Source organism: Pseudonocardia sp. ZF1 (assembly GCF_056835605.1).
Map to the genome: position 1 here is coordinate 1,494,593 of NZ_JAJNBY010000001.1, position 25,257 is coordinate 1,519,849.

A 25,257-nucleotide genomic window follows, 5' to 3' on the forward strand; every position below is an offset into this window, starting at 1 on the left:
GATCGACGGCCGCCCGGGTTGTCCGGACGGGTTCCCGTACGGCCCGTCGCGTCGTGCGTCGTCGCAGGTCAGCGCCTCGAAGCGAACCGGTTCCCGACGTCGTTGACACGATCAGGTGATTCGTTTCGCCGTGTTCCGGCACCGCGGGGCGGGTCGTCCCGGTCCGTACGGAGTAGCCCAGGTCACTCCCCACGCCCGATCTCGGGGCTCTGCGACCCCGTTCCCATGATGTGGACCTGTCCGGTGTCGAGTTGCTCCGAACGGGTCTGTTTACTGATTCCCATGCACCTCGTCTCCCGGTTCGCGGTTCGGCGCCACGTCGACCTGCGCCGCCAGGCGAGCGCGCTCTGTTCCGGCGCCTGACCGCGCCCGGCTCCCGGGGCGCGCCCGCGCTCCGCCGCACGCCGTCCCCGGCACGGGGTCCGCAGCCGCGGTAGCCACGGGACCGCCCCCGCGCTCCCCGACACACCACCGCGCCCCCGCGCGGACCTCCCGCCCCGCCCTCCCGGCGGCCCGGGAGGGCGGGGTCCGACGCCCCTCGGAGGGCACGCCCGCACCTGCCCGCGCCCCGCGGCGCCGTCCACGACGGACGACGCCGCGGCCCGCTCGGCGGATGTCCACATCGGACTCCACCTCGCTCCCCGTCACGAAAGAAGGAGACACGTCGTGCCTCAGCACCGCGCACAGTCCGCGTCCCGGGCCCGGCTGATCGCCGGCGGCGCCGCTCTCGCCGGCACCGCCCTGATCGGCCTGTCCGGCGCGGCCCAGGCGGCCACCCCGGACCTGGTCCCCGACCTCGGCCCGATCCTCAGCTCCGACTCCTCTGGGCCCGCGAACGACGACCAGCCCGACCCGGCGCCCACCGCGCCGCCCGTCGAGTCGTCCTACGAGGCGTTCGACTCCGACCAGCCGATCCAGCAGCTGCGCGACTTCGCCCCCGCGGGCGTCCCCGCCGCCGGGCTGGTCGACGTCGTGTCGACGGCGCCCAAGCAGATCACCCCGACCTTCCTGTCCGGTGGAGCCGGCGAATGAGCCTGCTCCCGCAGTCCCGCTGGGCGCGGCGGGGGCTCATCGCCCTCGCGAGCGCCGCCGTCGTCGCCGGGGTCGTCGCGATCCCCGCGTCGGCCCAGGGAACGATCGACAAGGTCAAGTCCGAGGTCACCGGCGCCGACGGCAAGAACTACTGGGTCGAGAACAACCTCACGCCGGAGGCCCGTCAGCAGTCCGCCGACGGGCCCAAGAAGGAGTACGCGCTGGTCTGGGCCGGTGACGAGAACGTCGCCGACACCGCGGTCGCCGACGTGCGCAACCTGCCGGGGTCGCTGCTCGACCCGGTCGACAAGGTCCGCGACGCACTCCCCGGTCCGGACTTCCTGGCCGTCGTCGACGTCACCAAGGGCACCTCGGACTACGGCAAGGTCGTCAACACCGCGACCGTCGGCCCGCTCGTGGAGAACGAGCCGCACCACATGCAGTACTCGTGGCGCAAGGGCGACAAGATCTACGCGGGCGGCCTGTTCTCCGCGGCCACCTACGTCTTCGACGTCGCGGCGCTGCCGGAGATCACGCTGTCGGGCATCTCGCTGCCGTCGCAGACGCTCTGCGGCTCGGTCCCGGACGCGTACTGGGTCCTGAAGGACGGCACCGCATACGGCACCTACATGGGCGGCCCCGTCGCCCCGGGCCCGTGCCGCTACACCAACGGAGAGGTCCGCACCGGCAACGGCTTCGCGGGCTCTCCCGGTTCGGTGATCCGGTTCGACCAGGAGGGCAGGAACCTCGTCGAGGCCCCGGCCGCGACCGAGACGCCCGAGGACCCCACCCAGTGCCTCAACATGCCGGCCCTGGGCAACCCCACCTGCGCCAACCCGCACGGCATCCAGGTCCGCGAGGACCTGAACACCATGGTCACCAGTGACTACGCGGAGCCGCGGACGATCATCCTCGACCCGGTGAAGAACCCGTCGCCGTACCTGCGCCGGCCCACCGTGCGGACCTGGGACATCTCCGACCTGAACAAGCCGAAGGTCACGTCGGTCCAGTACCTGCCGACCGGCCCGCGCTCCAACGGGGTCGACCCGCTGCGCAACGAGAACCGCGCCGTCATGGAGACCACGGTCACCAACCGGCCGGAGAACAAGGGCGCGTTCGCCCAGACCATGCAGGGCGGCGCGATCTTCTACACGCCGGACATCACCGCCGAGAACCCGGAGTGGAAGGAGGTCTTCGACCTGGGGACCTCCGCGCCCGAGCTGGGCGTCGGTGGCGAGAACGGCGGTCCGAGCGCCAACGGTGGCTGGATCCAGACCAGCGCCGACGACACGACGCTCTACCACGCCACGATCGGTCGCAAGGCCGGCACGCTGGGCCCGGACGACAAGGGCACCGCGGGCGGGGTCATCGCGCTCGACATCGAGAAGCTCCTGGCCTCCGGCAACGCGCCGCAGTGCTCGATCGACACGATCGAGGAGACCACCGCCGGTGGCGCCGAGAGCGACTGCCCGACGATCAAGGGCACGGTCGGCATCAACCCGGACCAGACCGGCGCGGGCCCGCACTGGGGCGCGCTGGACAACCTGGAGCGCGGTGACGACGGCTACTACCGCCACACCGACCGGCCCACGCGCCTCGCGACCGCGAACTACTTCGTGGCCCGCACCGGGCTCGACGGCGACCACCGCCTGTGCATGACCGACATCGCCCCGGACGGCTCGCTGAGCCTGGACGAGTCGTTCACGGACGAGGACACCGGCGACACGTGCGTGAGCTTCAACCGCCAGCACTGGCCGCACGGCGACTTCGGCAACGCCAAGCCGCACTCGATGCTGTTCGTCGCGGCCGACGAGGACATCAAGGACTGATGATGTCCCCCTCGTCGATCGTGACGTTCGTGCCGGCCGGCGGGCTGCCCGCCGGCCCGGCCGGGGACGCCCCCGCCCTGCTCCGTGCAGTGGCGGGGGCCGCCCCGGCGGTCCTCGCCCGAGGACCCTTCGACGGCGTGCCGTTCGCGGACACGGCCCTGCGGCTGGTCCTGCTCACCGCGCTCGCCGTGGTGGCCGGAACCGGTCTGGTCCGGGTCCTGGCCGGTGCGCCCGGACGCGCCGAGCGGGTCGTCGCGGGAGTCGCGGCGCTCGTCGCCGTCTCCGCCGCGGTTGCCGCGGTGACCCGGTCCGGCGCCGGGCTCACCGGCTGGACCCTGTTCCTCCTCCTGGTCACGGTCGCGGTACCGGCGCTGCTCGTCGGTCCCCGCCCGGTACTCGCCGTGCTGCCCGCAGTCGCCGTGACCGCGCTGCTGGCCCTCCAGCTCGCCGGCACCCCCGGCGCGCCGTGGTTCGCGCCGGACGCCGGGTACGCCGTCGCCGGGTCCCTGGCCGCCGGTGCGGCGGTGCACCTGGTCACCACCCGCACCGACGACGACACGCGGCCCGCCCGGGTGCGCGTGCTCGGCATCGCGGCGGGCACGGTGGGGGCCGTGCTCGCCGCGGTGCGGCTCGCCGTCGCCGGGCCGTTCTCGCTCACCGACGTGCACGGCACCGGCTTCGGCCGCGCCGCGCTGGTGACGGTCGCGGCCCCGGCCGCGGTCGCGGCCCTGCTGCTCGCCGAGACGCTGCTGATCCGCCGTGCGGCCAACCGGGTCCGCGCCGACGAGGTGCGCGACCGCGTCCGCACCCCCGCCGCGCTGGCCGCGGTCGTCGCCGTCGGTGCGGCGTCGCTGCTCGCCGCCCTCCCGGCGCCGGCGCCCGCGGCCGTCCCGGGACAGGCCCTGCTGCGCTCGGTCGACCTCGGTGCCGGACCGCTCACCCTGGCGGTCTCCCCGATGCGCCCCGGCCCCAACCTCGTCCAGCTCACCGGCGCCGGGGTCACCGTGACCGGGCCCGACGCCACGATGCCCGCCGGGCACGGGGACACCGGTGCCCCCGCCGGCTACGCCGTCCGCACCGGTGACCGGGACGTGCCGTTCACGGCCCGCTCCGGCGCCCCGGGCGGCTGGGCGCTGGTCGACCTGCCCGAGGGCACCACCTCGATCACCCTCACCGCCGGGGGACCGGCCCGCGCGGTGCCGGTCGACGTCGGCACCGACCGGACCGCGCCCGCCGGCGCGAGCGGTGCCGACGGGCCGGAGTGCCTGTCCGCCGCCGTCGGGCGGATCCTGGCCGGGGGCGACCCCGCAGCCGGCCCGTGCCCGTCGGAGGGGCTCGACCCGGCCGACGCCCCGGCGCTGCGCGGCACCGTCCGCGCGCTCGCCTCCCAGGGGGCGCCGGGACTGGCGATCGCCGGTGACGTGTCGCCCCGCTCCCGCGCGGCCGCCGACGTCGTCCGTACCGAAGCCGGTGCCGCCGGGCTGCCGGTGCGCCCGGCCCCCGGCCCGGACGACGCCCTGGTCGTCGTGTCCGGCTGGCAGCACGCCGCGACGACGGTCCGCGACACCGCCCGCGCGGCGCAGACCACGCCGACCGCGCTCGGCGGGACCTACCTCGCGCCGTGGCTGCTGACCGGGGGAGTGCTCGGGCAGAGCCCGGGCACCCTGCTCCCGCTGGACTTCGGCCCGCAGGAACAGGTCCCGCAGCGCTACGTCCGGACGCTCGCCGCCGTCGCACCGGGATCCGCCCCGTCGCTGTCGGGGCTGCGCGCCTGGGCGGCGACGACCGGAGAGGCCTACACCGACCCGGCACCGGCTCTGTACGGTGCCGCCCCGGTGAGCGTGCCGATGACCGCCGCCGACGACGACGGCGGGCACCACGGTGGCCCCAACGAGGCCGCCTGGTTCCCGGGCGGCGCGATCGTCCGGATCGGCTCCGCGCTGACCGGGCCCGGACGGGCGGACACCGACCCCGGGACCGGCGCCCCCGCCGGACCCACCCCCTGACCACCACCACCCACGAGGAGGCTCCCGTGTCGATCACGAAGGACCCGCCCGGCCGGTCGCCGGGAACACTGGCCCGCGCGTTGCGCGAGCTGCCCGGCAGCGGGCGCACCGCGTTCGGGCCGCAGGACCGCGCCGCCGCCCCGCCGCAGTGGCGGGTCGTCGCCGTCGGCCTGGTCCTGGCCGTGCTGTTCCTGGTCGGGGTGGGCACGGTGGCCCCGGTGACGATGGTCGGCACCGCCGCGCTCGGCCTGGCCCTGGGCTTCACCCTGTTCCACTCCCGGTTCGGCTTCACCTCCGGCTGGCGCCAGCTCGTCGCCGTCGGGCAGGGCGCCGCGATCCGCGCGCACATGGTCATGCTGGCGACGGCGTCGGTGCTGTTCGCGGTGATCCTCTCGTCCGGGTTCGCCCTCGCCGGCGAGCCGAAGGGGTTCACCAACCCGATCGGCATCGGGCTCGTCGTCGGCGCGTTCCTGTTCGGCGTCGGCATGCAGGTCGGCGGGTCGTGCGCCTCGGGCACGCTGTTCGCCGTCGGCAGCGGGCAGTCCGCGATCGTGCTGACCCTGCTCGGGTTCGTCGTCGGCTCGATGTTCGCGGTGTTCACCCACACCTTCTGGACGCAGACCGTGCCGCAGGGCCCGAGCGTCAACCTGGCCCAGCTGCTCGGCTACCCCGGCGCCGTCGCCGTCACCCTGCTGGTGACGGCCGCGATCACCGCGGTCACCTGGGTGGTCGCCCGCCGGCGGACCCCGCCGCCGGTCGAGCGCCCGCCGTCGGCGCGCGGCGTCGCGCGGGTCCTGCGCGGATCGTGGCCGATGTGGGTCGGCGCGGTCGTGCTCGCCGTGCTCAACGCGGCGGTCCTGTTCGTCTCCGCCGCCCCGTGGGGCGTGACCTCGGCGTTCGCGCTGTGGGGCTCGAAGCTCCTGCAGGCCGTCGGGTTCGACATGGCGGGGCTGGCGTACTGGCAGGTCCCGGCGAACGCGCGGTCGCTGGCCGCCCCGGTGCTGGCCGACCGCATCTCCAACCTCGACGTCGGCATCATGATCGGCGCGCTGGTGGCCTCCGCGGTGGGCGGCGCGTTCGTGCTGCACAAGCGGATCCCGTGGAAGCTCGCCCTCGGCGCGGTCCTCGGCGGCATCGCCATGGGCTACGGCGCGCGTCTCGCGGGCGGCTGCAACATCGGTGCCTACTTCTCCGGCATCGCCTCGTTCAGCCTGCACGGCTGGATCTGGGCCGTCGTCGCGCTCGGCGGCACCTGGGTCGGGCTGCGGCTGCGGCCGCTGTTCGGCCTGACCAACCCCAAGCCTGCCGACTCGCTCTGCTGAGCCGGCCGGACGCTCCCCCCACCAGAGAGGTTCACACGATGACCGCACGTACCACCGTCCGCGCGCTGGCCGCCGTCGCCGGCGCCGGGGCGCTGGCCACCCTGGCCGGCGGCCTCGCGCACGCCGACGAGGGCCACCACGGCAGCCGCCACGGCCACGGCGACGCGCACTACGACGGCTCCGTCTGGCACTACGACGGCGAGGCGACGCCGAGCGACTCGGCCGACCTGAACGAGTCCGCAGGCGACCGCGCGGACGGCAACACCCCGGTGTACCTGCTGAAGGACGTCCCGGCGGTGGCGGCGCCCGAGGACCTGCTGAAGCCGGTGGACCTGACCGCGCCCGCGTTCGGCGTGCTGGACGGCCTGAGCTGAGACCCGTCCCGGGCGGCTGTGCACAGGGCCGCCCGGGCCGAGCCGACCGCCCCGCCCGGACCGCGCGTCCGGGCGGGGCGGCCGTGCGCCGGGGGTGGGTCAGTCCTCCTGCAGGACGGCCTGCACGTCGAGGTCGATCCGCAGCGTCCGGCCGACGGCCAGCACCCCGGCCAGCACCGACTGGTTCCAGTCGATCGCGAACTCGTCGCGGGAGATCTCGGTGGTGGCGGTGAACGCCGCCCGGGTGCCGCCCCACAGGTCGGGGCCGGTGCCGCCGTAGGTCATGTGCAGGTCGACGGGGGCCTTGACTCCCTTGAGCGCCAGCATCCCGTGCACCGTCCAGCGGGTGGCGTCGACGCGGGTCAGGCCGTCGCCCTCGTAGCCGATGGCCGGGTGGGTCTCGACGTCGAGGAAGTCCGCGGTCCGCAGGTGGGTGTCGCGGTCGGGGTCGTCGGAGTCCACCGAGCCCGCGTCGATCGACACGCTCACGGAGCTGGCCTCGAACGGGTCGGCCACCCGCAGGTCGCCGGAGAACCGGCGCAGCCTGCCGTGGATGCGGCTCATCCCCAGGTGCAGCGCGGTGGCCCGGATGCTGGAGTGCTGCGGGTCGATCCGCCACAGGCCCGGGGTGGGCAGCACCGCGCCGCCCGCCCGGGCGAGCTCGACGCGGCCCAGGTCGGTGCCGTCCCCGGCGAGGGAGACCGCCCGCGCCGACGGCTCGTACCCCGCCGCGGCGACGACGACGGTGTGCGGCCCCGCCGCCAGCTCCGCCACCGCGAACCCGCCGTCGGCCCGGCTGGCCGCCCGGCCCCGCTGCACGCCGGTGGCGTCCATGACGGTGACCGTCGCGCCGGTCACCGGCCAGCCGTCGGGGGTGCTCAGCCGTCCGTAGAGCTCAGCCACGTCCCTGCTCCGTCCTCGTCGGGTCGCCGATCCGGTCGTCGGTCGGGTCCGGGGCGCCGAAGCGCACCTCGACCGGTGTGGTCGCGCCGCGCGCCACCTGCACCGCGACGACGACCGGCGCCCAGCCGCTCGCCGTCAGCTCGTGCCGTCCGGGCGGGAGCCCGTGCAGCTCGTAGCTGCCGTCCCGGCCGGTGGTGGTCTCGGCGACGGTGCGCCCGTCGCTGTCGCCGATCACGATCCGCGCCCCGGGGACCGGGCGGCCGTCGCCGCTGCGCGCGACGCCGGCGATCCCGGCCAGGGCCGGGAACCGCAGCTCCACCGGCGGCCCGGCCGGGTCGGCGTCGACCGTGCGGGCCAGCGGCCCGTGCCCGGGTGCGGTCGCGGTGAGGGTGTGCGGGCCGGTACCGGGGGTCTCGGCCAGGAACCGGCCCGCCGGGTCGGTCGGCGTGTGCGCGACGACCTCGCCCGCGGTGTCGATCAGCGTGACGGCGGCGCCCCCGATCGGGCGGCCCGCGGCGTCGGTCAGCGTGCCCCGCACCGTGCCGCCGCCGGCGACGGTCACGTCGTGCCGCGCGGGGGCGGCGACGACGGCGACGAGCCCGGCGTCGGGCCCGGCACCGTCGGTGCGGGTCACCACCAGATAGGTCCCGCCGGTGGTCAGGGCCACGGCGTAGGTGCCGTCGCCGCCGCTGACGGCCCGCCCGTGCTGGCGCCCGTCCAGGTCGGTGACGGTGACGGTCGCGCCCGGCACGGGGGTGCCGGACCGCCCCCGCACGGTGCCGACGACCGCAGGTCCGTCCCGTTCCGGTGTCACGTCGCGACCTCCCAGGTTAGTTGCGCATCGCAACGATAGCCCTCCCGGGTGGACGGTGCGTCACCCGCACCGGTGTCGCCGGCCGGTGATCGTGTCGTGCCGCATCCCAGGACTTGCGTCACGTGTAACCGGTGGTAACGTTACCGGCGGTTACAGCACTGACGTCGTTGTCTGCGAGGAGTCGACATGACCGCCACCGTTCCGGAGCACGGGCTCGAGACCGGGGACGTCCGGCATGCAGCGGACCGGCACACCGCCGAGCGTCACGACACAGCCGAGCGTCTCCTGCGCTCGTCCGCGGAGCTGTCGTTCGACCCGTCCACCCAGGTCGACTGGGAGACCCCGCTGAACCCCGACGACCACGGCATGAGCCCGGAGTGGAGCAGCCTCTACGGCACCGACTACTGGGCGGAGCTGTCCGAGGCGAAGCGCAAGGAGCTGACCCGCCACGAGGCCGCCTCGGTCGCCTCCACCGGCATCTGGTTCGAGATGATCCTGCAGCAGCTGGTCCTGCGGGACTTCTACGCCAAGGACCCGACCGACCCGTCGTTCCAGTGGGCCCTGACCGAGATCGCCGACGAGTGCCGGCACTCGATCATGTTCGCCCGCGGCTCGGCGAAGCTCGGGGCCCCCGCGTACGTCCCGAAGCGCTCCACGGTCGCGCTCGGCCGCTTCTGCGCCGCCACCTGGCGGGGCGAGGCCGCCTACGCCTCCATCCTGGTCGCCGAGGAGGTCCTCGACGTCATGCAGCGCGACTGGATGCGCGACGAGCGGGTCGCCCCGTTCGTGCGGACCATCTCCAACATCCACGTGGTGGAGGAGTCGCGGCACATGAAGTTCGCCCGCGAGGAGACCAAGGAGAACCTGCGCGGCGCCGGCCCCGTCCGTCGTCACTGGCAGGCGCTGGCCGTCGCGATGGCCGCGTACTTCATCGTGACCAGCATGTGGAACGAGGAGGTCTACGCCAACGTCGGCCTCGACACCCGGCGCGCCCTGCGCGAGGCGGCCGCCAACGAGCACCACAAGGCGCTGCTGCGCTCCTCCTGCGCCGGGCTCATGGAGTTCCTGGGATCCTGCGGCCTGCTGACCAGGCCCGCGCTGTACTTCTACCGTCGCGCGAACCTGATCTGACCCGGAGCCGGCCGTGCCCTTCGCGATCACCCAGACCTGCTGCACCGACGCGTCCTGCGTGGCGGCCTGCCCGGTCAACTGCATCCACCCGACGCCCGACGAGGCGGACTTCGCCACGACCGACATGCTCTACATCGACCCGCGGGCGTGCATCGACTGCGGGGCGTGTGCCGACGCCTGCCCGGTCGACGCGATCTTCCCGGTGGAGAGGCTGAGCGCGTCGCTCGCCGGGTACGCCGAGGTCAACGCGGACTACTACGAGGGCAAGCCGGTCGCCGGGAAGCTGGAGGGCGACTCACCGCTGTTCCACGAGTGGTACCCGCTGAAGTTCACACGGTCGCTTCCCGCGGACATGGCCCCGCTCGACGTCGCCGTCGTCGGGACCGGGCCCGCCGGGATGTACGCCGCCCAGGACCTGCTCCTGCACACGTCGTCGACGGTCACGCTCTACGACCGGCTCGACGTCGCGGGCGGTCTGGTGCGGTTCGGGGTCGCGCCCGACCACCCGTCGACGAAGGGGATCGGGGAGTCCTTCGCCCGCTTCCACACCCACCCGCGGGTGCGGATGCGCCTGGGCACCGAGGTCGGCCGCGACGTCACCGCCGACGAGCTCGCGCAGCGCCACGACGCCGTCATCTGGGCCGTCGGGGCGCCCGTGCCGCGCGACCTGGGCCTGCCGGGGGAGGGGCGAGTCGGCAGCATCGCCGCCGACACCGTCGTGGGCTGGTACAACGGCCACCCCGATGTGCCGCGTGACGCCGTGGACACCGCGGCGGGACGGGTCGTCGTGGTCGGCACCGGCAACGTCGCGATCGACGTCGCCCGGGTCCTCACCGCGCCCGCCGCGGACCTGGAGGGCACCCCGATCGACCCCGCCGCGCTGGCCGCCCTGCGCGCGGGTGCGATCACCGAGGTCGTGCTGCTCGCCCGCCGTGGCCCGGAGGCGGTCGCCGCGACCGCGCCGGAGCTGCGCGAGCTGCTGGGCCGCAGCACGGTCGAGGTCGTGGTCGACGAGCACGATCCCCGCATCGCCGAGTCCCTCGACGGCCCCGCCGCGTCCCCGTCGCACGCGCTGCTGCGCGGCGCCCGCCGGGAGAAGATCGACTGGTCGGTGCCCGCGGAGCGCCCGCGGGTGGTGTTCCGGTTCCACTCGGCGCCCGAACGGGTCGACGGCACCACCCGGGCCCGCGGGGTGCACACCGCCGACGGGACCGACATCCCGGCCGGCCTGGTCGTGCGCGCCGTCGGGCACCGCGGCCGCCCGGTCGCCGGCGTGCCCTTCGACGACGACCGCGGCGTCGTCCCGCACGACGCGGGCCGTGTCGAGGGCCGTCCCGGCCATTACGTCGTCGGCTGGATCAAGCGGGGCCCGTCCGGGGGGATCGGCACCAACCGCACCTGCGCGGCCGAGACCGTCGGGTCCCTGCTCGACGACGCCGTCGCCGGCCGGCTCCCGTCGCGCCGCCCGGCCTCGCGCCTGGGCGCCATCACCCGGCGGCTCCGCCGGAGCTGACCGCCCCTGGTCAGCGGCTCAGGTCCAGCAATGACAGCGCGCCGCGCAGCACGTCGTCGATCCGCGCGAGCGGGACGGTGCGGCGCCACCCGTCGAGCCCGCCGCGCACCAGGATCCGCCCGGGGGTCAGGTCGATCCCGTGCAGCCGCAGCGCACCGGGCAGCCCGGGCAGCTCGACCCGGCCCGAGCGGATCGCCGCCAGCGGGCTGCGGTCGACCATCGCCCGCACCGAGCGACGGGTGTCCGCCGACCGGGGTGGCCCCATCCACCGCCCGGCGACGGTCAGACCGACGACCTTCCAGGACAGGGTGTGCCCGTCCACCGACACGGCGAGGTCGGCGGCCCCGAGCCCGGGACGGCGACGCAGCCGGGCCCGGGCGACGCCGTCGGCGTCGACACCCACCTCGACCTGCGACAGGTGCTCCCGCAGGCGCCCGGCGACCCAGTCCGGGTCGAGCTCGGCCTCGATCCCCACCGGACCGGCCACCAGTTCCGGCGCGAGGCCGGGGCGCAGCCGCACGTCCGCGGCGGTCACGGTGAGTCCGCGCAGCGCGAGGCCGGGCCGGACGACGTCGCGCGCGGCCAGGGTGACCGTGGCGAACCGCCCGGTCGTCAGCGCCCGGGCACCGAGCCCCGACGACGCGACGGCCGTCGGCACCAGCCGTACCTCCGACCCGCGGGAACGCAGCGTCGTCGGGCGTCCGACGTAGCGCAGCCGCGCGGCCTCCAGCAGCGCGCGCAACAGCAGCGCCGACCCGGGCGCCATGCCCGCGTCCAGCAGGGCCGACGCCGCGGAGACCCCGGCCGGCGTCTCGACTGCCATGGCGCTGGAGGCTCCCTCGGACGGTGGACGGGGTCGGTCCGAGCCTCGCAGGCCCGGCGGCGACCCGCCCGGGCCGCGACCGGGGTGTGCGACGACCCGCACGGCGTGGTCGGCCGGTGGCGCGACGGCGGTCGCGCGGCGCCGGTGCACCGGCACCGCCGGCCGTGCCCGGTCGTCCGGTCGCGGACGGCGGGCCGCACCGGCGGAGCGCGGGGGGATCGTCGTCCTGCCACTGTCCCGCAAGGCCTTCCGAGTCCCGGGAATGGCCTCATCGGGTTGTTTACGGGTGCTCGTGAGAGTGATCGACGGGCTCCGGTCTGGACAGGTGCACAGGTGGTGTCGGCACCGTCTGTCATGGCAGTGATGCGCTCTCCCGTCCCGGAGACCGACGTGATCACCGGCCGCTACATCCTGGCGACCCATGTCGGTATCGGGTCGACGGCGACGGTGTACCGGGCGTGGGACCCGCACGAGGACCGGGTGGTCGCGGTCAAGCTGTTCCTCGACCGCCACGACGCCGACGGCGTGGACCGGCAGTGCCGTGAGCTGCGGGCCATGGCCCACCTGGACCATCCGGGCCTGGTGCGGCTGCTGGGCGGGGGAGTCGACCGCGGCCGCCCCTTCCTGGTGGCCGAGCTCGTCGAGGGGGAGACGCTCGCGGCCCGGCTGGCCCGTGGCCCGCTGCCGGTCGAGCGGGCCGTCGCGATCGGCGCCGACATCGCGTCGGGGTTCGCGCACCTGCACAGCCGTGGGGTGGTGCACCGCGACGTGAAGCCCGCCAACATCCTGCTCTGTTCCGACACCGGCCGGGCGCGGCTCACCGACTTCGGCATCGCCCGCGTGCTGGGCCACTCCGTGCTGACCCGGACCGACGCCGTCCTGGGGACCGCGGCCTACCTCGCGCCCGAGCAGGTCGCCGGTGAGACCGTCGGGCCCTCCGCGGACGTGCACGCCCTCGGCCTGGTCCTGCTCGAGGCGCTCACCGGGGAGCGGGAGTACCCGGGGACCACGGTGGAGTCCGCCGTCGCCCGGCTGCACCGGCCACCGCGTGTCCCGGACGAGCTGCCGGCCCGGCTGCACCGGGCGTTGTCCGACTCGACCCGCCGGCGCCCGGGGGACCGGCCGGCCGCCGCCGACCTCGCCGTCGGCCTCCGGTACCCCCGACGACCGCTGGACTCCGGGGAGACGGTGGGTCCGGACCGTCGTAGCCTGCGCGGGTGCCGGACATCACCACCTTGATCCTCGACGACCACGCCTGGTTCCGCCGACAGTTCGCCGCGCTGGACGAGCTCCAGGCCCGCGACTCCGACCCCCGTGAGCTCGCCCGCCTCTGGGAGCCGCTCGCCGCGCGCCTCGACGTGCACGCCCTCGCCGAGGAGAAGATCTTCTACCCGCAGCTCCTCGCGCACGGGGAGGACCCGGAGGACGAGACGCTCGACGCCATCGGGGACCACAACGAGATCCGCGACGGCGTCGCGCAGGCCGAGCGCAGCCCGGTCGGCAGCGGCCAGTGGTGGGAGGGCGTCTGGGCCGCCCGCCGCGCCAACGACGAGCACATGGGCGAGGAGGAGAACGAGGGCCTCGCCAACTTCCGCCTGAACGCCACCACCGGCCTGCGCGAGTCGCTCGGCCGGCAGTTCGCCGAGTTCCTCGACGCCCACCCCACCACCGCGGGCCTCGACAACTCCGACAAGGACCCCGAGGCCTACGTCGACGAGGTCCGGGCCGAGATCGACCCGTCCGACCCGACCCGTGACGGGCTCGGCATCGGCAGTCTGAAGGGGAAGTAGACGTGGCCGTGCACGACCACCTCCTGCGGGAGAAGGCACCCATCCCCACGACCGCCTGGAAGGCCGTCGACGACGAGGCGCGCGAGCGCCTGACCCCGCTCCTGGCCGGGCGCCGCCTCGCCGACTGGACCGGGACCGCGGGCTGGCAGACGTCGTCGGTCGACCTCGGTCGCTCACAGCGGCTCGACGGGCCGCCGCCGGGCGTCGCCGTCGACGGCATCACGGCCCGCCTGCGCCGGGTGCAGCCGCTCGCCGAGTTCCGGGTCCCGTTCACGGTGTCCCGCGACGAGATCGACGACCTGCAGCGCGGCGCGCAGGACCCGGAGTTCGACGACCTCGCCCGCGCCGCGCGCGCGGCCGCCGCGATCGAGAACCGCGCGATCTTCCACGGCTGGCCGGAGGCCGGCTTCGCCGGCATCGCGGACGTCTCGCCCTACGACACCGTGGCCCTGGGCGACAACCCCGACACCTACCCCGGCGCCGTCGCCCGTGCGGTGGACCAGCTGCGCCGCAACGGCATCGAGGGCCCCTACGCGATGGCGATCGCGCCCGAGGGCTACACCCGCATCGTGGAGACCGCCGAGCACGGCGGCTACCCGCTGTTCGAACACCTGAGCCGCATCCTCGGCGGGCAGATCCTGCGCGCCCACGGCCTCGACGGGGCCGTGGTCGTCAGCCAGCGCGGCGGGGACTTCCTGCTCGACGTCGGCCAGGACCTGGCGATCGGCTACTCCGACCACGACGCCCGCGAGGTGCACCTCTACCTGGAGGAGAGCTTCACCTTCCGCGCCGTCGAGCCGGACGCGAGCGTGCGCCTGCGCTGACCCGCGACCCGCCACCGGCCGTGCCCCGTCGTGATCCGGCGGGGCACAGTCGTGTGCGGATAGTGTGCCCCCGGCAGGACTCGAACCTGCGACCTAGAGATTAGAAGGCTCTTGCTCTATCCAGCTGAGCTACGAGGGCCGGCCGCCCCGGACCTCGTCCGGTGCGCTCCCACCGTAGCGAGGAGGGCAAGCGATCACGGCTGCGGCACCGCCGTCACGAACCACCCGATCCGGCCCGTGTGCTGGGCGGAGTGCCATCCGACCGGTTGAAGCACACGCCGAACGGGCCTCGCCTGCGACGCTGACGGACCGTGACGTCCATACTGTCCCCATGGTGCTGGGACTGCGATCCGCGCTCGGGTCGGATGTGGGCCGTCGCCGGACGTCGAACCAGGACTCCGGAGCGACGACCGGCCGACTGCTGATCGTGGCCGACGGGATGGGCGGTCACGCCCATGGCGAGATCGCGAGTGCGACGACGGTGTCGGTGTTCACCGAGCTGGAGGCCCGCCTCCCGCAGGACCTCAGCGACATCGATCTTGCCGCCGAGCTGACCGAGGCACTCAACGACGCCACGGACCGGCTGGCCCGCCGCGCCGCGGACGAGCCGGAGATGCGGGGGATGGGCACGACCGTCGTCTCGCTGCTCCTCACCGGTGACCAGCTCGCGCTCGCCCACATCGGCGACTCGCGCATCTACCTGCTGCGGGGTGGCGAGCTGAGCCGTCTCACCCACGACCACACGATGGTCCAGCAGCTCGTCGACCAGGGTCAGATCACCCTCGAGGAGGCGGCGCACCACCCGCGCCGGTCCGTCCTGATGCGTGCGCTGAGCACCGACCACGCGCCGGACCCGGACCTCGACCGCGTCGACATCCTCGCCGGGGACCGCTATCTGCTCTGCTCGGACGGCGTCACCGCGGTGCTCGACGACGACGCCCTGCACCGCGAGCTCGCCTCCGACGCCGAGCCGGACCAGGTCGTCACCCGGCTCATCGCACTCGCCAACGAGGGCGGCGGGCCCGACAACATCACCGCGATCGTCGCCGACGTCGTGGAGATCGACGACCTCGACGGCCCGGGTCAGGACCTGCGGATCGCCGGGGCCGTCGCCGAGATCGCCACCGCGGACTGACGCTCAGCGCCGGGCCACCACCCGGCGCAGCCGCACCGTGCGGACCGCCGAACGGTGCGCCGCGAGGTCCGCCCGGGCCCGCTCCGGCAGATCGGGCGGGTAGACGCCGGCCGCGCACAGCTCGTCCGCACCCTTCGACGCCTCGACCCCGTCGAGGGTGAAGTCGAGACGGTCGTCGGCGAGTACGGCGAAGTCCGCGGCGGCCGCGAGCCATTCCGGGTGTTCGACGGCCGACCGGTGCCGCCACGCGTCACGCACCGCCTTCCGCAGCGCGCCCCCACCCCAGCCGAACGACCGGGGCGCCGGCACCAGGACCGAGATGAGCCCGTGAGGGGCGAGTACCCGCCGCAGCTCCGCGAAGAGACCGTCGATGTCCCGGAGGTGGGGGAGCAGCATCGGCACGGCGACCCGGTCCACCGACCGCGTCCGCAGCGGGAGCGCCACGGCCGAGGATGTGATCCACAGGGGCTCGCTGTCCCCCGCCTCCACCACCAGCCGCCCGGCGACGACGGTCGCCCGTACCCGGCTCGTCGCACCCGGGGTACGGCACCAGGCCGCCGCGGTGAGCTCCGCGCCGGCACGCAGCCGGTGCAGGACGGGTGGGAGGACGTCTCCGTCGGGGTGCACGCGCCGAGTCTCGCGTGCCGACGGACGGCTCCCACCAGTCACCACGACGAACGGCCGACCGCGGACGACGATCGTGATCACCTGCCCCGGCCGGTCCCCGTCGGGGACGAGCCCCCGCCTGCCGACCGCTCGTCGCGGCCGGACGCCGCGACGGACGGTCGGAAAAAATCTTGAAATTTGTTGGCGGGCAGGCGGACGCGGGACGAACGACGGGTGGAGCACCGGTTCCGGCCCCTGTCGTGAGCCTGCACTTGCGCGATCGGCGCTGGTCAACCAGTATCCGGAGTGAGCTCGTCAGGGCGACCGTTCGTCGCTCGACAGGGTCGGGCTCGACCGTGGTGCTGTGCGGCCCGGAGACGGGTTTGCCCAGGTCAGCGCGGGTTTCCGACCCCGGTTTGACGTGCCCGAATGCCATGCCGTAACTTTCTTCCTGTCAGCGAGTGAGCCGGACAGAACGGGCCCTGAGAGGTCCGGTCAACAGGCCCCGCGGACAGCGACCCCCCGGTGGTTCATCGAGTTTCTCGGTGTGATTGTCTTGGTGGGTCAAGGTGATCCGTCTTCAGGATCCTGCTTCCTTGTTGGGGGGTGGGTGAGTGCGGTGCGGGTGTCTTTTGAGAACTCAACAGTGTGTCGAGCTATTTTGATTCGGTTGGCGTTTTGTGCCAAATTGTTTGTTTGGTTGCAGCATTCGATCCCGTCGGGTGTTGTGGCTAGTTGTTTGTTGCAAGTCAGGGTTTTGTTGGAGAGTTTGATCCTGGCTCAGGACGAACGCTGGCGGCGTGCTTAACACATGCAAGTCGAGCGGTAAGGCCCTTTCGGGGGTACACGAGCGGCGAACGGGTGAGTAACACGTGGGTGACCTGCCCTCCACTCTGGGATAAGCCCGGGAAACTGGGTCTAATACCGGATAGGACCACTGATCGCATGGTTGGTGGTGGAAAGTTTTTTCGGTGGGGGATGGGCCCGCGGCCTATCAGCTTGTTGGTGGGGTGATGGCCTACCAAGGCGGTGACGGGTAGCCGGCCTGAGAGGGCGACCGGCCACACTGGGACTGAGACACGGCCCAGACTCCTACGGGAGGCAGCAGTGGGGAATATTGCGCAATGGGCGGAAGCCTGACGCAGCGACGCCGCGTGGGGGATGACGGCCTTCGGGTTGTAAACCTCTTTCGCCAGGGACGAAGAGCGATTGACGGTACCTGGAGAAGAAGCACCGGCCAACTACGTGCCAGCAGCCGCGGTAACACGTAGGGTGCGAGCGTTGTCCGGAATTATTGGGCGTAAAGAGCTCGTAGGCGGTGTGTCGCGTCGGCCGTGAAAACTTGGGGCTTAACTCTGAGCGTGCGGTCGATACGGGCATCACTTGAGTTCGGCAGGGGAGACTGGAATTCCTGGTGTAGCGGTGAAATGCGCAGATATCAGGAGGAACACCGGTGGCGAAGGCGGGTCTCTGGGCCGATACTGACGCTGAGGAGCGAAAGCGTGGGGAGCGAACAGGATTAGATACCCTGGTAGTCCACGCCGTAAACGTTGGGCGCTAGGTGTGGGGACCATTCCACGGTTTCTGTGCCGCAGCTAACGCATTAAGCGCCCCGCCTGGGGAGTACGGCCGCAAGGCTAAAACTCAAAGGAATTGACGGGGGCCCGCACAAGCGGCGGAGCATGTGGATTAATTCGATGCAACGCGAAGAACCTTACCTGGGTTTGACATGCACCAGACATCCCTAGAGATAGGGCTTCCCTTGTGGTTGGTGTGCAGGTGGTGCATGGCTGTCGTCAGCTCGTGTCGTGAGATGTTGGGTTAAGTCCCGCAACGAGCGCAACCCTTGTTCCATGTTGCCAGCACGTAATGGTGGGGACTCATGGGAGACTGCCGGGGTCAACTCGGAGGAAGGTGGGGATGACGTCAAGTCATCATGCCCCTTATGTCCAGGGCTTCACACATGCTACAATGGCTCATACAGAGGGCTGCGAGACCGTGAGGTGGAGCGAATCCCTTAAAGTGAGTCTCAGTTCGGATCGGGGTCTGCAACTCGACCCCGTGAAGTTGGAGTCGCTAGTAATCGCAGATCAGCAACGCTGCGGTGAATACGTTCCCGGGCCTTGTACACACCGCCCGTCACGTCACGAAAGTTGGTAACACCCGAAGCCGGCGGCCCAACCCTTGTGGAGGGAGCTGTCGAAGGTGGGACTGGCGATTGGGACGAAGTCGTAACAAGGTAGCCGTACCGGAAGGTGCGGCTGGATCACCTCCTTTCTAAGGAGTCCCATCATGTGATGGGGCGCCACGATGCTCTGTGAGTTCTGCTCATGGTGAGTCTGTGGTTCCTTCATTGAATCGCATTTGCGGCCTCGTTCGTGGGTCGGGTGCGTTGGGTGGAACGCAGTACGTCGGACCGTTTGGCTTGGCACACTGTTGGGTCCTGAGAGGACATCTTGTGGTTCTTCGGAGCTGGGGTTGTTTTCTTTGGCCGCTCTGGTTGAGGGCTTCCTAACGCCTGCGTGTGTGGGTGGTGGTTGTTTCTTGGTTGGGTGTGGTTGTGGGTTGAGTGTTGCATAGTGGATGCGAGCATCTTGTTGTGGTCAAGTTGTTAAGAGCACATGGTGGATGCCTGGGCATCAGGAGCCGATGAAGGACGTGGGAGGCCGCGATAGGCCTCGGGGAGCTGTCAACCGAGCTGTGATCCGAGGGTGTCCGAATGGGGAAACCCAGCGCCCGTCATGGGGCGTTACCCGTACCTGAATTCATAGGGTGCGTGGAGGGAACGTGGGGAAGTGAAACATCTCAGTACCCACAGGAAGAGAAAACAATAGTGATTCCGTGAGTAGTGGCGAGCGAAAGCGGAAGAGGCTAAACCGTGTCCGTGTCAAGCCGGCAGGCGTTGCGGGTGCGGGGTTGTGAGACGTGTCGTTCATCTTCTGCCGAGGGTGGGACAGCAAGTGCCTGTGTTAGCGGAACGACTCTGGGATGGTCGGCCGTAGTGGGTGATAGCCCCGTACGCGAAAACACTGGGTTCTGTTGTGGGCGTGTTCTCGAGTAGCAGCGAGCCCGTGAAATTCGCTGTGAATCTGGCGGGACCACCCGTCAAGCCTAAATACTACCTGATGACCGATAGCGGACAAGTACCGTGAGGGAAAGGTGAAAAGTACCCCGGGAGGGGAGTGAAATAGTACCTGAAACCGTGTGCTTACAAGCCGTCAGAGCCTTTCGGGGTGATGGCGTGCCTTTTGAAGAATGAGCCTGCGAGTTATGCTTCGTGGCGAGGTTAACCTGTGTGGGGTAGCCGTAGCGAAAGCGAGTCCGAATAGGGCGTCTGAGTCGCGGGGTGTAGACCCGAAGCGGAGTGATCTACCCATGGCCAGGGTGAAGCGTCGGTAAGACGTCGTGGAGGCCCGAACCCACCAGGGTTGAAAACCTGGGGGATGAGCTGTGGGTAGGGGTGAAAGGCCAATCAAACTTCGTGATAGCTGGTTCTCCCCGAAATGCATTTAGGTGCAGCGTCGTGTGTTTCTCACCGGAGGTAGAGCACTGGATGGCCTAGGGGGCCGACAAGCTTACCGAAGTCAGCCAAACTCCGAATGCCGGTGAGTGAGAGCGCGGCAGTGAGACTGCGGGGGATAAGCTTCGTGGTCGAGAGGGAAACAGCCCAGATCACCGGCTAAGGCCCCTAAGCGTGCGCTAAGTGGGAAAGGATGTGGGATCGCCCGGACAACCAGGAGGTTGGCTTAGAAGCAGCCACCCTTGAAAGAGTGCGTAATAGCTCACTGGTCAAGTGGTCCTGCGCCGACAATGTAGCGGGGCTCAAGCGCACCGCCGAAGCCGTGGCAATGACACTTAGGTGTTGTTGGGTAGGGGAGCGTCCTGCATCTGGTGAAGCCCGGGAGTGATTTACGGGTGGAGGGTGTGGGAGTGAGAATGCAGGCATGAGTAGCGAATGCAGAGTGAGAATCTCTGCCGCCGGATGACCAAGGGTTCCTGGGCCAGGTTGTTCCGCCCAGGGTGAGCCGGGACCTAAGGCGAGGCCGTCAGGCGTAGTCGATGGACAACGGGTTGATATTCCCGTGCTCGTGATAGTGCGTCCATGCCGAGGCTGGTGATGCTAACCATCCGAACCCACCTTCGTTCCTTCGGGAGTGTTGTTTGTGGGGGAGCGTGGGATCCGATCTGGTAGTAGGCAAGTGATGGGGTGACGCAGGAGGGTAGCTCCGCCACGCGGTGGTTGTCGTGGTGTAAGCCTGTAGCCCGAGTCCTAGGTAAATCCGGGGCTCATCAAAGGGTGAGAGGTGATGCGTAGCCGATTGAGGCGAAGAGGGTGATCCCATGCTGTCGAGAAAAGCCTCTAGCGAGTGCTGTTGCGGCCCGTACCCCAAACCGACACAGGTGGTCAGGTAGAGAATACCGAGGCGATCGAGCGAACTGTGGTTAAGGAATTCGGCAAAATACCTCCGTAACTTCGGGAGAAGGAGGGCCGGTTGTCTTGAGGCTCCTTGCGGGCTAGGGACGGCCGGTCGCAGAGACCAGGCCCAAGCGACTGTTTACTAAAAACACAGGTCCGTGCGAAGTCGCAAGACGATGTATACGGACTGACGCCTGCCCGGTGCTGGAACGTTAAGAGGACCTGTTAGCTCTTCGGGGCGAAGCGGAGAATTTAAGCGCCAGTAAACGGCGGTGGTAACTATAACCATCCTAAGGTAGCGAAATTCCTTGTCGGGTAAGTTCCGACCTGCACGAATGGCGTAACGACTTGGGCGCTGTCTCGACCACAGACTCGGCGAAATTGCACTACGAGTAAAGATGCTCGTTACGCGCGGCAGGACGGAAAGACCCCGGGACCTTTACTATAGCTTGGTATTGGTGCTCGGTTCGGCTTGTGTAGGATAGGTGGGAGACTGTGAAGCTATCACGCCAGTGGTGGTGGAGTCGTTGTTGAAATACCACTCTGGTCGAATTGGGTGTCTTAACCTCGGGCCATGATCTGGTTCAGGGACAGTGCCTGGTGGGTAGTTTAACTGGGGCGGTTGCCTCCCAAAGAGTAACGGAGGCGCCCAAAGGTTCCCTCAGCCTGGTTGGCAATCAGGTGTTGAGTGTAAGTGCACAAGGGAGCTTGACTGTGAGACTGACGGGTCGAGCAGGGACGAAAGTCGGGACTAGTGATCCGGCACCACCTTGTGGAAGGGGTGTCGCTCAACGGATAAAAGGTACCCCGGGGATAACAGGCTGATCTTGCCCAAGAGTCCATATCGACGGCATGGTTTGGCACCTCGATGTCGGCTCGTCGCATCCTGGGGCTGGAGTAGGTCCCAAGGGTTGGGCTGTTCGCCCATTAAAGCGGTACGCGAGCTGGGTTTAGAACGTCGTGAGACAGTTCGGTCCCTATCCGCCGCGCGCGTTGGAGACTTGAGGAAGGCTGTCCCTAGTACGAGAGGACCGGGACGGACGAACCTCTGGTGTGCCAGTTGTCCCGCCAGGGGCACGGCTGGTTGGCTATGTTCGGGAGGGATAACCGCTGAAGGCATCTAAGCGGGAAGCCTGTTCCAAGATGAGGTCTCCCACCACCTTCGAGTGGGTAAGGCTCCCAGTAGATGACTGGGTTGATAGGCCGGAGATGGAAGCCCTGTGAGGGGTGGAGTTGACCGGTACTAATAGGCCGAGGGCTTGCCACAACGAGTTGTTCGCATCCACTGTGTGACCCTGAGTCCACAACCATCCACACCTTCCCCCCGGGTATGCCCGGGCCGGTGTGGAGTCGGTGTGTGTGCTCGACCCCCTGTCCCCGGGTTCGGGGTGGGGTGATAGTTGGATAGTGTTGTCGGTGGTCATTGCGGTAGGGAAACGCCCGGTCCCATTCCGAACCCGGTAGCTAAGCCTTCCAGCGCCGATGGTACTGCACTCGCCAGGGTGTGGGAGAGTAGGTCGTCGCCGACATTCAACTTTCATGGGAGATGCCCCGGACTGTCGAGTCCGGGGCATTTCTCATTTCCGGACCGTTTCTGGGTCCGATGCGTGCTACCCGGCCCGGCCCGGGTCGGGTATCGGGGTGTCCGTCCCCGAGCGCTGGCACGGGTCCCTGAGGGGGTGCTGGTCGGGGCCGTGCCGCTCCCCCGGCGGAGTCGGGAGTCGCATCTCGGGCCCGTCCTGCCGGTCGGCCGCACCTCGCACCCCTTCCTGTGACCTCGCACCCTCTGCAGGGCCTGCGAGGTCACAGAAACATGAGCGACGTGGGGTCCCCGGTGCGGCGTGCCGAACGGCTCGGTCGTCACGGTGCCCGGACAGTGTTGTGTGCGTCGCGGGGCCCGTCGGGCGCTGCCGGGCACGTTCATCGGGTGCGGCGCCCGGCTCGTGGCGGCCGCACGGGACCCCCACCGGCGTCCGTGACATCCACGGCATGCGGCCTACGGCGGACCGTGTCGGGGCGTCCCGCCGATCGCCGGGCGTTCGATGCCGTGCGATCGAGAGCCCGCGTCCGGTGCGTGAGGGAGCAGGAGGCGTCGGGCGGGCGATGGGGACCGCTCCGATCAAGCAGCGGGGTCCGTCTCCGGTCGGCAGGGGACAGGTGAGGTGACGATGCGATCCGTGCGGCCGCGGTGTCACCGCCCCGGGACGCCGCCCACGGGGACGGACACATCGGGGTGGGAGAAGCACACCCGACCGACAGTCGTCGTCGCCGTACCGGGTCGGAACGACCGGTCATCCCCAACGGGCACGGTTGTCCACAGGCTCCGAAGTGACCTCGTCGACGGGGCGTCGGCGGGTGAAGCTCATGGGGACAACGCACCCCAGAGCCTCGGAGGATCCGATGAGCGACAACATCGCCACCATCGTCGGCAACCTGACCCGCACCCCCGTCCTGCGCTACACCGCGAACAGCATCCCGGTCACCGACCTCACGGTCGCGGTCAACCACCGTCGTAAGGACCCGATGACCGAGCAGTGGCACGACGTCGCGTGCACCTACTACACGGTGACGTGCTGGCGGACCCTGGCCGAGCACGCGGTGCGGACGTTCGAGAAGGGGCACCGCGTCATCGTCATCGGCCGGATGTACGTCGAGGAGTGGACGGGCCGGGAGGGCGACGTGCGGCAGAGCATCCGGATCGAGCCGTCCAGCGTCGGACTCGACATCCGCTTCTCCCCGGCGGCCGTCGCGCCCCGTCCGTCGGTGTCACAGGGCCCGTCGGTGCCGCAGGCCCGGGACACCGACGACGCCGCGACGCGGTGGGGCGCCCCGCCCGTCGAGGAGCCGGACCACGACGGGTACGACGACGCCCCGGACGAGGCCGAGGGCGCGGAGCTCGACGAGCTCGCGAGGCTGGCGACCGCACCGGCCTCGAGCGGCTGAGCGGGCCCGATCTACCATCGCATCGTGGCGGATCTGATTTACACGATGCGGAACGTGCGTAAGGCGCACGGCGACAAGGTCATCCTGGAGAACGCGTCGATCAGCTTCCTGCCGGGGGCGAAGATCGGCGTCGTGGGCCCCAACGGCGCCGGGAAGTCGACCGTCCTCAAGATCATGGCAGGGCTGGAGAACGCGAACAACGGCGACGCCTTCCTCAAGCCCGGGGCGACGGTCGGCATCCTCCAGCAGGAGCCCCCGCTCAACGAGGAGAAGACCGTCCTCGGGAACGTCGAGGAGGGCCTCGGCGACGTGAAGGTCAAGCTCGACCGGTACAACGCGATCGCCGAGGAGATGGCGACCAACTACACCGACGAGCTGATGGAGGAGATGGGCCAGCTCCAGGAGGAGCTCGACCACGCCGACGCGTGGGAGATCGACTCCCAGCTCGAGCAGGCGATGGACGCACTGCGTTGCCCGCCCGGGGATGCCGAGGTCACCCACCTCTCCGGTGGTGAGCGCCGGCGCGTCGCGCTGTGCAAGCTGCTGCTGTCCCAGCCCGACCTCCTCCTGCTCGACGAGCCCACCAACCACCTCGACGCCGAGAGCGTCCTGTGGCTCGAGCAGTTCCTCGCGAACTACCCGGGCGCCGTCCTCGCGGTCACCCACGACCGGTACTTCCTGGACAACGTCGCGGGCTGGATCCTCGAGCTCGACCGCGGACGCACCTTCCCCTACGAGGGCAACTACTCCACCTACCTGGAGAAGAAGGCCGAGCGCCTCGCCGTCCAGGGCAAGAAGGACGCGAAGCTCCAGAAGCGCCTGAAGGAGGAGCTGGCCTGGGTCCGTTCCAACCCCAAGGCCCGCCAGGCGAAGAGCCGCTCGCGGCTCGACCGCTACGAGGAGATGGCGACCGAGGCCGAGCGGCACAAGAAGCTCGACTTCGAGGAGATCCAGATCCCGCCGGGCCCGCGCCTGGGCAGCCAGGTCGTCGAGGTCTCCCACCTCGACAAGGGCTTCGACGGCCGCCAGCTGATCAAGGACCTCTCCTTCACGCTGCCGCGCAACGGCATCGTCGGCGTGATCGGTCCGAACGGTGTCGGTAAGACGACGCTGTTCAAGACGATCGTCGGTCTGGAGCACCCGGACTCCGGCGAGGTCAAGATCGGCGACACGGTCAAGCTGTCCTACGTCGACCAGAACCGCGGCGGGATCGACCCGAAGAAGACCGTCTTCGAAGTGGTCTCCGACGGGCTCGACTACATCCAGGTCGGCAACACCGAGATGCCGTCGCGCGCCTACGTCGCGGCGTTCGGCTTCAAGGGGCCGGACCAGCAGAAGCCGGCCGGGGTCCTGTCCGGTGGTGAGCGCAACCGCCTCAACCTGGCGCTCACGCTCAAGCAGGGCGGCAACCTGATCCTGCTCGACGAGCCGACGAACGACCTGGACGTCGAGACCCTCGGTTCGCTGGAGAACGCGCTCGAGCAGTTCCCCGGCTGCGCCGTGGTCATCTCCCACGACCGCTGGTTCCTCGACCGGACCTGCACGCACATCCTGGCGTGGGAGGGCACGGACGAGAACCCGGCCGAGTGGTTCTGGTTCGAGGGCAACTTCGAGGCCTACGAGAAGAACAAGGTGGAGCGGCTCGGCGCGGAGGCGGCGCGACCGCACCGGGTCACCCACCGTAAGCTCACCCGCGACTGATCACCGCCCGGTCCGGACCTCCCCATCCGGTCGGGCCGGTCCCCGGCGACGGGGTGACCGGCTCCCTCGGGAGGTCCGGACGGTGGTGTCACTC

17 protein-coding genes, 1 tRNA gene and 3 rRNA genes are annotated in these 25,257 nt (G+C 70.5%); 16 read left to right on the plus strand and 5 right to left on the minus strand.

Features of this window, described 5'->3' with window-relative positions; all coding sequences use genetic code 11:
- Positions 1-666: 666 nt before the first annotated feature.
- From ZF1_RS07470 to ZF1_RS07490, 5 genes are read left to right on the plus strand one after another with little or no spacing between them, the layout of a single operon-like run.
- Positions 667-1,032: a hypothetical protein gene (locus ZF1_RS07470; RefSeq protein WP_482636843.1), complete on the plus strand. Its 366-nt coding sequence runs from the start codon at positions 667-669 to the stop codon at positions 1,030-1,032.
- On the plus strand, positions 1,029-2,861 hold the full coding sequence (locus tag ZF1_RS07475; protein WP_482636844.1) for a hypothetical protein: 1,833 nt from the start codon (positions 1,029-1,031) through the stop codon (positions 2,859-2,861). The genes ZF1_RS07470 and ZF1_RS07475 overlap by 4 nt, the downstream gene beginning before the upstream one ends.
- A gap of 2 nt (positions 2,862-2,863) precedes the next feature.
- Positions 2,864-4,867 carry a hypothetical protein gene (locus tag ZF1_RS07480; protein ID WP_482636845.1) on the plus strand — a complete coding sequence of 668 codons (2,004 nt, stop codon included), beginning with the start codon at positions 2,864-2,866 and terminating at the stop codon, positions 4,865-4,867.
- A 26-nt stretch (positions 4,868-4,893) separates the two neighbouring features.
- Complete coding sequence (locus ZF1_RS07485) at positions 4,894-6,189, plus strand: YeeE/YedE family protein (RefSeq protein WP_476654097.1); 1,296 nt, start codon at positions 4,894-4,896, stop codon at positions 6,187-6,189.
- Positions 6,190-6,227: 38 nt separating this feature from the next.
- Complete coding sequence (locus ZF1_RS07490) at positions 6,228-6,563, plus strand: hypothetical protein (RefSeq protein ID WP_482636846.1); 336 nt, start codon at positions 6,228-6,230, stop codon at positions 6,561-6,563.
- Between the two features lie 99 nt (positions 6,564-6,662).
- On the opposite strand, the gene ZF1_RS07495 is transcribed toward ZF1_RS07490, so the two are convergent.
- Together ZF1_RS07495 and ZF1_RS07500 are read right to left on the minus strand one after the other, a co-directional pair.
- Positions 6,663-7,466, minus strand: a complete 804-nt coding sequence (locus tag ZF1_RS07495) for a YceI family protein (protein WP_251786897.1) — start codon at positions 7,464-7,466, stop codon at positions 6,663-6,665.
- Positions 7,459-8,280, minus strand: coding sequence for an MSCRAMM family protein (locus ZF1_RS07500; protein WP_482636847.1), 822 nt, complete (start codon positions 8,278-8,280; stop codon positions 7,459-7,461). The genes ZF1_RS07495 and ZF1_RS07500 overlap by 8 nt, the downstream gene beginning before the upstream one ends.
- 186 nt (positions 8,281-8,466) lie before the next feature.
- Between ZF1_RS07500 and ZF1_RS07505 the strand changes: the two genes are divergently transcribed.
- Positions 8,467-9,411: an AurF N-oxygenase family protein gene (locus tag ZF1_RS07505; protein ID WP_482636848.1), complete on the plus strand. Its 945-nt coding sequence runs from the start codon at positions 8,467-8,469 to the stop codon at positions 9,409-9,411.
- A gap of 13 nt (positions 9,412-9,424) precedes the next feature.
- On the plus strand, positions 9,425-10,924 hold the full coding sequence (locus ZF1_RS07510; protein WP_482636849.1) for an FAD-dependent oxidoreductase: 1,500 nt from the start codon (positions 9,425-9,427) through the stop codon (positions 10,922-10,924).
- Positions 10,925-10,934: 10 nt separating this feature from the next.
- On the opposite strand, the gene ZF1_RS07515 is transcribed toward ZF1_RS07510, so the two are convergent.
- A complete protein-coding gene (locus tag ZF1_RS07515; protein WP_482636850.1) occupies positions 10,935-11,747 on the minus strand; it encodes an LmeA family phospholipid-binding protein in 813 nt (270 codons plus the stop codon).
- A gap of 363 nt (positions 11,748-12,110) precedes the next feature.
- Between ZF1_RS07515 and ZF1_RS07520 the strand changes: the two genes are divergently transcribed.
- Genes ZF1_RS07520 through ZF1_RS07530 form a run of 3 tightly spaced genes read left to right on the plus strand, consistent with a single transcriptional unit; the run spans position 12,111 to position 14,361 of the window.
- Complete coding sequence (locus tag ZF1_RS07520) at positions 12,111-12,986, plus strand: serine/threonine-protein kinase (RefSeq protein WP_482636851.1); 876 nt, start codon at positions 12,111-12,113, stop codon at positions 12,984-12,986.
- Positions 12,965-13,537, plus strand: coding sequence for a hemerythrin domain-containing protein (locus ZF1_RS07525; RefSeq protein ID WP_208822666.1), 573 nt, complete (start codon positions 12,965-12,967; stop codon positions 13,535-13,537). Before ZF1_RS07520 ends, ZF1_RS07525 begins: the two co-directional genes overlap by 22 nt.
- A 2-nt stretch (positions 13,538-13,539) precedes the next feature.
- On the plus strand, positions 13,540-14,361 hold the full coding sequence (locus ZF1_RS07530; protein WP_139282934.1) for a family 1 encapsulin nanocompartment shell protein: 822 nt from the start codon (positions 13,540-13,542) through the stop codon (positions 14,359-14,361).
- 65 nt (positions 14,362-14,426) lie between these two features.
- Here ZF1_RS07530 and ZF1_RS07535 read toward each other — a convergent pair.
- Positions 14,427-14,500, minus strand: a tRNA-Arg gene (locus ZF1_RS07535).
- Between the two features lie 192 nt (positions 14,501-14,692).
- Between ZF1_RS07535 and ZF1_RS07540 the strand changes: the two genes are divergently transcribed.
- A complete protein-coding gene (locus tag ZF1_RS07540; protein WP_482636852.1) occupies positions 14,693-15,496 on the plus strand; it encodes a PP2C family protein-serine/threonine phosphatase in 804 nt (267 codons plus the stop codon).
- Positions 15,497-15,499: 3 nt separating this feature from the next.
- Here the strand turns inward: ZF1_RS07540 and ZF1_RS07545 are convergent, their stop codons facing one another.
- A complete protein-coding gene (locus tag ZF1_RS07545; RefSeq protein WP_482636853.1) occupies positions 15,500-16,123 on the minus strand; it encodes a class I SAM-dependent methyltransferase in 624 nt (207 codons plus the stop codon).
- Between the two features lie 736 nt (positions 16,124-16,859).
- On the opposite strand from ZF1_RS07545, the gene ZF1_RS07550 reads away from it, so the two are divergent.
- The 5 genes from ZF1_RS07550 to ettA all read left to right on the plus strand — a co-directional run bounded on the left by ZF1_RS07550 (position 16,860) and on the right by ettA (position 25,163).
- Positions 16,860-18,379 (plus strand): 16S ribosomal RNA (locus ZF1_RS07550).
- A gap of 324 nt (positions 18,380-18,703) precedes the next feature.
- Positions 18,704-21,786, plus strand: a 23S ribosomal RNA gene (locus tag ZF1_RS07555).
- A 145-nt stretch (positions 21,787-21,931) separates the two neighbouring features.
- Positions 21,932-22,048: ribosomal RNA gene (gene rrf / locus ZF1_RS07560) — 5S ribosomal RNA — on the plus strand.
- The 16S, 23S and 5S rRNA genes sit together here, the layout of an rRNA operon.
- A gap of 871 nt (positions 22,049-22,919) precedes the next feature.
- Complete coding sequence (locus tag ZF1_RS07565; RefSeq protein ID WP_482636854.1) at positions 22,920-23,462, plus strand: single-stranded DNA-binding protein; 543 nt, start codon at positions 22,920-22,922, stop codon at positions 23,460-23,462.
- A 24-nt stretch (positions 23,463-23,486) separates the two neighbouring features.
- Positions 23,487-25,163 (plus strand): energy-dependent translational throttle protein EttA, encoded by a 1,677-nt coding sequence (gene ettA / locus ZF1_RS07570; RefSeq protein ID WP_405418722.1) that lies wholly within the window; start codon positions 23,487-23,489, stop codon positions 25,161-25,163.
- Positions 25,164-25,257 lie beyond the last annotated feature (94 nt).

What these genes read in the sequence shown, in the direction of transcription:
- ZF1_RS07505 (WP_482636848.1), top strand. Translation starts at nt 8,467, where the DNA reads ATGACCGCCACCGTTCCGGAGCACGGGCTCGAGACCGGGGACGTCCGG.
- ZF1_RS07515 (WP_482636850.1), bottom strand. Translation starts at nt 11,747, where the DNA reads ATGGCAGTCGAGACGCCGGCCGGGGTCTCCGCGGCGTCGGCCCTGCTG.
- ZF1_RS07480 (WP_482636845.1), top strand. Translation starts at nt 2,864, where the DNA reads ATGTCCCCCTCGTCGATCGTGACGTTCGTGCCGGCCGGCGGGCTGCCC.
- ZF1_RS07475 (WP_482636844.1), top strand. Translation starts at nt 1,029, where the DNA reads ATGAGCCTGCTCCCGCAGTCCCGCTGGGCGCGGCGGGGGCTCATCGCC.
- ZF1_RS07540 (WP_482636852.1), top strand. Translation starts at nt 14,693, where the DNA reads ATGGTGCTGGGACTGCGATCCGCGCTCGGGTCGGATGTGGGCCGTCGC.
- ZF1_RS07490 (WP_482636846.1), top strand. Translation starts at nt 6,228, where the DNA reads ATGACCGCACGTACCACCGTCCGCGCGCTGGCCGCCGTCGCCGGCGCC.
- ZF1_RS07520 (WP_482636851.1), top strand. Translation starts at nt 12,111, where the DNA reads ATGCGCTCTCCCGTCCCGGAGACCGACGTGATCACCGGCCGCTACATC.
- ZF1_RS07565 (WP_482636854.1), top strand. Translation starts at nt 22,920, where the DNA reads ATGAGCGACAACATCGCCACCATCGTCGGCAACCTGACCCGCACCCCC.